Below are 6,710 nucleotides of genomic sequence, written 5' to 3'. Positions count from 1 at the left end.
CGCAGTCGAGCAGCGACTTTCTCGCACTCAAACGCGCTATCGAGCAAGGCGGCGTGAACCAAGGTAAGCGCATCCCAGTGAAACTAACATTGAGCGATGGCCGTACTTATGAGCATGCCGGCAGTGTCGCATTCTCAGAAAGCACAGTAGACCCCAGCACCAATAGCATCACCCTACGCGCTCAATTTCCTAACCCCGATGGTCAGCTATTACCCGGCTTATTTGTCCAAGCTGAAGTCGCTCAAGGCCAGCAGCAAGGTGTGTTAGCGCCGCAACGTGCATTGAGCCGAAACCCACAAGGCGATGCCACTGCGATGGTGCTCGACCAAGACAATAACGTGCAGCCACGCGTGGTGAAAACTTCGCGCGCCATTGGCGATAAATGGCAGGTCGTGGAAGGCCTGCAAGCGGGTGATCGCCTTGTAGTTGATGGCTTGCAAAAAGCTCGGCCAGGTAGCGTAGTAAAGCCCGTGCCATTTACGGGAGATCAGCTGGTAGAAAAAGCTCCAGCTAAATCTGATGAAGCTGACACCGCAGCAGAAAAAACCGCCGCACCATCAGCAGCCAAAAAGGCGGAGTAAGTCATGTCACGTTTCTTTATTGACCGGCCTATTTTCGCCTGGGTCATCGCCATTCTCATCATGTTCGCCGGCATATTATCGATAGAAAATTTGCCGGTTTCGCAATACCCAAGCATCGCTCCACCATCCATTAGCATCAGCGGTAGCTACCCCGGCGCTTCGGCAAAAACCGTCGAAGACTCGGTGACTCAGGTTATCGAGCAAAAAATGCAGGGCATCGATGGCCTGAGCTATATGTCATCGAGCAGCGATGCCAATGGCAGCGTCAACATCACGCTCTCATTTGTCAGCGGCACCGACCCCGATATTGCTCAAGTGCAGGTCCAAAATAAGCTGCAGCTGGCCTTGCCACTTTTGCCCGATGAAGTGCAACGCAGCGGCCTGCGCGTGGCAAAAGCTACCCGCAACTTCCTGCTCGTGGTTGGCTTCGTTTCTGAAGATGGCTCGATGAGCCAATACGATTTAGGCGACTACGTTTCCGCCAACCTTATTGACCCCTTGAGTCGGGTGAAAGGCGTTGGTGATACTCAGCTATTCGGCGCTCAATACGCCATGCGCATTTGGTTAGACCCTGCGAAGCTGGTGAGCTACAAGCTAGTACCGGCCGATATTATCGCGGCCATTCAGGCACAAAATACGCAAGTCTCCGCTGGCCAACTAGGTGCTACGCCTAGCGTGCCCGGCCAACAACTCAATGCCACCATCACCGCACAAAGCCGCCTGAAAAATGCCGAGCAGTTTCGCAATATCCTGCTAAAAACTCAGGCCAATGGCGCCACAGTATATTTGCGCGATGTCGCTCGCGTTGAGCTTGGCAGCGAAAGCTACAACACCATTGCTCGCTTTATGGGCAAGCCTGCTACCGGCATGGCGATCAAAATGGCCACTGGCGCCAATGCGCTAGAAACTGCGCGCTTGGTGAAAGAGCGTGTGGCCGAACTATCGCCATTTTTCCCCGCTGGCATGAAGGCAGTATTCCCCTACGACACCACACCATTCGTGAAACTGTCGATTGAGGAAGTGGTGAAAACGCTGATCGAGGCCATAATTTTGGTGTTCTTGGTCATGTTTTTATTCTTGCAAAACTTTCGTGCAACTCTGATTCCCACACTCGCCGTGCCAGTGGTATTGCTCGGTACTTTTGGCGTGCTTGCGGCCTTTGGCTATTCGATCAACACCCTCACCATGTTCGCTATGGTGCTGGCCATCGGGCTCTTGGTCGATGATGCTATTGTCGTGGTCGAAAACGTTGAGCGCGTGATGCGTGAAGATGGCCTTAGCCCTGTTGAAGCCACGCGAAAATCCATGTCGCAAATAACTGGCGCATTGATCGGCATCGCTCTCGTGCTATCGGCCGTATTTGTCCCGATGGCATTTTTCGGCGGCTCCGCAGGCGTCATTTATCGCCAGTTCTCCATCACCATCGTCTCTGCCATGGTGCTCTCTGTCATCGTTGCACTAGTACTCACACCGGCACTTTGCGCAACCTTGCTAAAACCTATCCACGGTCATGAGCACGAAGCGAAGACTGGCTTTTTTGGCTGGTTCAACCGCCACTTCGAGCGTGGCAGCGATGGCTATAAAGGCATCGTTGCAGGCTTGCTGAAAAAGCCTAAGCGCTGGTTGGTATTTTATGTGCTGATCATCATCGGTTTGGTGGCGCTATTCGTGAAACTGCCCACTTCATTTTTACCAGAAGAGGATCAGGGCTTTATGTACACGCTGATTCAGTTACCGGCAGGCGCGACGCAAGAGCGCACGCTGGCAGTGTTGAAGCAAGTTGAGCATCACTTTTTAGAGACTGAAAAAGACAATATCGAGTCGATGTTTGGTGTCGTTGGTTTTAGCTTTGCCGGCAGCGGCCAAAACGCCGGTCTAACCTTCGTGCGCTTTAAAGACTGGTCTGAGCGCACAGGCGAAGGGCAAAGCGTCAACGCTGTGGCTGATCGTGCGCGCGCTGCATTTAGCAAAATTCGTGATGGCATGGTCTTCCCTATCGTGCCACCAGCGGTGCGTGAACTCGGCAATGCCGGTGGCTTCGATTTGCAGCTGAAAGATCAAGGCGGACTAGGTCATGAAGCCTTGATTGCTGCGCGTAATCAGCTCTTAGGCATGGCGGCGCAAAGCCCAGTCATTGCTGGCGCTCGCCCCAATGGACAAGAAGACACACCGGAATATCAGCTCGATATTGATGCGCAAAAAGCCGCCGCACTCGGCATTAGCTTAGGCGACATTAACAGCGTACTGAGCACTGCTTGGGGTGGCCGCTACGTCAACGACTTCATCGATCGTGGCCGCGTTAAACGAGTCTATGTGCAAGGCGATGCGCCCTCACGCATGCTGCCATCGGACCTTGAGCGCTGGTTTGCTCGCACCAAAACTGGTGAGATGGTGCCGTTCTCGGCCTTCGCCACCGCGCATTGGGGCTTTGCCTCGCCGCGACTCGAGCGCTACAACGGCCAGCCATCGGTAAACATTCAAGGTAGTCCTGCGCCGGGCTATAGCTCAGGCGAGGCCATGGATGCGATTGAAGAAATAATCGGCAAGCTACCCGCCGGCATTGGCTTCGAATGGACCGGTGTATCTGAGCAAGAGCGCAGCACTAGCGGCCAAGCTCCTATCCTCTACGCTATCTCTCTGCTGGTGGTGTTTCTCTGCTTAGCGGCGCTGTATGAGAGCTGGTCGATTCCATTTGCCGTCATGCTTGTGGTGCCGCTTGGCGTGGTTGGCGCGTTGTTGGCGACACAGCTGCGTGGCTTGAGTAACGATGTCTACTTCCAGGTCGGCCTACTCACCACCATTGGTTTGGCAGCGAAAAACGCCATCTTGATTGTGGAGTTTGCGAAAGAGCTGCAAGAGGCTGGGCATGAGTTAATGGATGCCACACTGACTGCCGCACGCCAGCGTTTACGGCCTATTCTGATGACATCTCTGGCCTTCGGCTTGGGCGTGATGCCATTGGCCACCAGCCAAGGCGCAGGCTCAGGCTCGCAACATGCCATTGGCACAGGCGTACTTGGCGGCATGGTCAGCGCCACGGTATTGGGCATGTTTTTTGTGCCGCTATTCTTCGTCTTGGTCCGTGCACGTTTTAGTAAGCAAACACTCGTTACCGCTAAAGATTCTTCGGCAAAACCTGTTGCTAGTGACTCGGAGACGCCGTCATGAACCCTCGTTTAAGTATTCTTTTAGCCGCCTCCATGATGGCCTCTGGCTGTAGCTTATTGGCGCCAAACTACGAGCGTCCGCTGCTACCAATCGCCGAGCAATGGCCAGCCGACATAAACAGCAGCGCCGATGGTCGCGAGATCAGCCAATGGCCATGGCAGCAAGTCATCCTTGAGCCCCGCTTGCAGGCAGCGATTAGCCTTGCGCTAGAAAATAACCGTGACGCACGCATCGCTGCATTGCAGGTGACTCGTGCTCGTGCGGTCTATGGCGTGGGTCGCAGTCAGCTATTTCCTAGCATCGATGTCTCTGGCACCAGCACTAACTCGCGGATCAGCTCATCAAGTAGTGGCTTTAGCGGCATTTATCGCCAGCAGCAAGTTGGCGTAGGCATCAGCAATTTTGAGCTGGATGTCTTTGGCCGTTTAAGCAACTTAAGCGACAGCGCGCGCGAGCAGTATCTCTCCACTAGCGATGCTCAACGCAGCATCGCCCTGAGTCTGATTTCTGAAGTCGCCAATGCTTGGCTAACACTGGCCGCCGATGCCGAGCAGCTCACCCTCGCCGAGCGCACGCAGCAGGCACGCCAAGAGGCCTTCGACATCATCACTGAGCGCGATAAAGCCGGTGTTGGCTCACGCTTAGACATCACCGCCGCCGAAAGTAGCTTGCAAGTGGCCATAGCCAGCGCGGCTGAACTGCGTGCATTGGTCGCGCAAGATCAAAATGCGCTGAGCTTATTGCTCGGTACACAGCTGCCCTCAGAACTTGCGCCCACGCAGCTGCCCAGCCAAGCCACCATCGATGCCCTGCCCGCAGGCATCCCTGCCGAAGTCTTGGTTGCACGGCCAGATGTGATGTCGGCCGAGCATGTGCTGAAAGCTCGTTATGCCGATATTGGCGCAGCCCGCGCAGCATTCTTCCCGAGCATCTCACTCACGGCCAGCACCGGTAGCGCGAGTACAGAGCTTTCGGGCTTATTTGATGGCGGCACGCGGGTCTGGAGTTTTGCGCCGCAAATTCGCATTCCGCTGTTTACCGCTGGGCGCAACTTAGCGAATTTACGCATCAGCCAAGCCGATCGCGACATTGCTGTGGCGCAATATGAGAAAACCGTGCAAACGGCCTTTCGTGAAGTTGCCGACGCTTTAGCGACGCTGAGCACACGCGATGAGCAGCGCGATGCGCGCCGTGCCATTGCCAAAGCCAATGACGAGCGCCTGAGCCTGACACAAGCACGCTACGACGCCGGTCTCGATAACTATCTATCCTTGCTCGATGCTCAGCGCGAAGCCTTTAGCAGTGCGCAAGATCGCATTCGTGCCGAGCTCGCGCATCAGGCAGCGATCATTACCCTGTATAAAGCCCTAGGTGGTGGAACGGCTGTGCCGCCTCCAACTCAAACGCCAGCGCCAACAGACGACGCTCCTCGCCCCTAGCGCCAGACAGCTGCACGGCAATCGGCAAACCTTCTGCCGTGCGGCCCATGGGCATCGACAGCGCCGGCGTGCCGGCGGCATTGTTTAATGGCGTAAAGCTGACGTAGTTGCGCAGGCGCTCAAACAGCGACTCAAATGACTGCACTGGCGACAAATGCCCGAGCTTCGGCGTGGTGTGCGACAGCACCGGTGAAAGCAGCACATCACAGTTGCGAAAGATTTCCGCATAATCATTGGCTACGCGCTTCATGCCCCAAAGCATCATCGGCGTACGCCACATATTTTTCCGATAATACTGCGCCAAACCTTGAGTGAGATTATCCGTCTGAGTTTTATCGAAATCGGCACCCAATAGCTTGTGGCCAAAAGTGCTGAGCAAATACGACAACATGCCCCAATACTGGCTGAAGTCATCAGCAAAGCTTTCGCGGATGGGTAGCTTGATGAGCTCCACGCTATGGCCTAGACCTTCAAGCACGCGCGCAGTCGTCTCAACTGTCTCACGCGTAGCAGCATCGGTGGCCTGGCCGGTGATCGAGTCAAGCACTAGACCAATGCGCATGCGCTTATTTTCCGGCCCCGTGACATGCCCAACCGGCGACATTTTCTTGCCACGATAATGCTGCTCCATGGCATGCATAAATTCGGCGGTATCGCGCACACTACGCGTCACAACACCTTCACTGACAATATTAACGGGCAATATGGCCGCTGCCTCACCATCAATAAAACGTCCACGCGTAGGCTTTAAGCCAATCAAGCCACAGGCTGCAGCTGGGATGCGAATTGAGCCACCACCATCGTTTGCATGCGCTATTGGCACCACGCCAGCAGCAACCAATGCCGCCGAACCGCCTGAAGATGCACCAGCTGAATAATCCAAGTGCCATGGGTTCGGTGTTGCAGGACGGCTTTTGAACTCAGTTGAGGCGTTAAAACCAAACTCTGGCAAATTACTTTTGCCGAGCACATTCATGCCCGTGCTTAAAAAGTGCGTAGTGAAGGCGCTATCTTTTTTTGCTGGATGCGAACCAACAGCAAGCGAGCCTTGGCGCGTCGGCAAGCCCTGCATATCGGTATTGTCTTTGATGAAAGTTGGAATGCCAGCGAAGGCGCCTGAGTGCGACTGCTGGGCATTGCGGCGAGCAGCATCATACGTTGGCAACACGATGGCATTGAGCGTGGCATTGACCTGCTCAGCGCGAGCAATGGCCGCCTCAGTAAGCTCTAGCGCAGAAACCTCGCCACGCTGCAAACGCACGCGTAACGCAACGGCGTCGTCCAGGCCGAGCGCATCGTCGGTGGTGAAGGCGTGACATTGTTTGGATGAAGGCATGGATGTGGCGCTCCTTATTTTTATAGGCCGACTAATGTTTGAATCTAGCAGATATTATTGGCCTCAATTAACTAATAGTTTTTCCAGCACAAACAAAAACGCCCCAGCATAAGCTGAGGCGTTTTTGTGTCATATGGCGCAGCGGACGGGACTCGAACCCGCGACCCCCGGCGTGACAGGCCGGTA

4 protein-coding genes are annotated in these 6,710 nt (G+C 55.0%); 3 read left to right on the top strand and 1 reads right to left on the bottom strand.

Annotated features, from left to right (window positions below; all coding sequences use genetic code 11):
• The 3 genes from AC3DKE_RS10765 to AC3DKE_RS10755 all read left to right on the top strand — a co-directional run.
• Positions 1-581, top strand: a 581-nt coding sequence (locus AC3DKE_RS10765) for an efflux RND transporter periplasmic adaptor subunit (RefSeq protein ID WP_487990680.1), incomplete at its 5' end; no start/stop codon positions are given.
• A gap of 3 nt (positions 582-584) precedes the next feature.
• On the top strand, positions 585-3,749 hold the full coding sequence (locus AC3DKE_RS10760; RefSeq protein ID WP_379068582.1) for an efflux RND transporter permease subunit: 3,165 nt from the start codon (positions 585-587) through the stop codon (positions 3,747-3,749).
• Positions 3,746-5,188, top strand: coding sequence for an efflux transporter outer membrane subunit (locus tag AC3DKE_RS10755; RefSeq protein WP_487990679.1), 1,443 nt, complete (start codon positions 3,746-3,748; stop codon positions 5,186-5,188). The genes AC3DKE_RS10760 and AC3DKE_RS10755 overlap by 4 nt, the downstream gene beginning before the upstream one ends.
• Here AC3DKE_RS10755 and AC3DKE_RS10750 read toward each other — a convergent pair.
• Positions 5,100-6,524, bottom strand: a complete 1,425-nt coding sequence (locus tag AC3DKE_RS10750) for an amidase (protein ID WP_487990678.1) — start codon at positions 6,522-6,524, stop codon at positions 5,100-5,102. The genes AC3DKE_RS10755 and AC3DKE_RS10750 overlap by 89 nt on opposite strands.
• Positions 6,525-6,710 lie beyond the last annotated feature (186 nt).

The organism is Paraperlucidibaca sp., from assembly GCF_982810325.1.
Note: the sequence above shows the minus strand (reverse complement) of the source record. Positions and strands in the feature narration are given on the sequence as shown.

Excerpts from the sequence above, each read along its gene's own strand:
- AC3DKE_RS10760 (WP_379068582.1), top strand. The coding sequence starts at position 585 with ATGTCACGTTTCTTTATTGACCGGCCTATTTTCGCCTGGGTCATCGCC.
- AC3DKE_RS10755 (WP_487990679.1), top strand. The coding sequence starts at position 3,746 with ATGAACCCTCGTTTAAGTATTCTTTTAGCCGCCTCCATGATGGCCTCT.
- AC3DKE_RS10750 (WP_487990678.1), bottom strand. The coding sequence starts at position 6,524 with ATGCCTTCATCCAAACAATGTCACGCCTTCACCACCGACGATGCGCTC.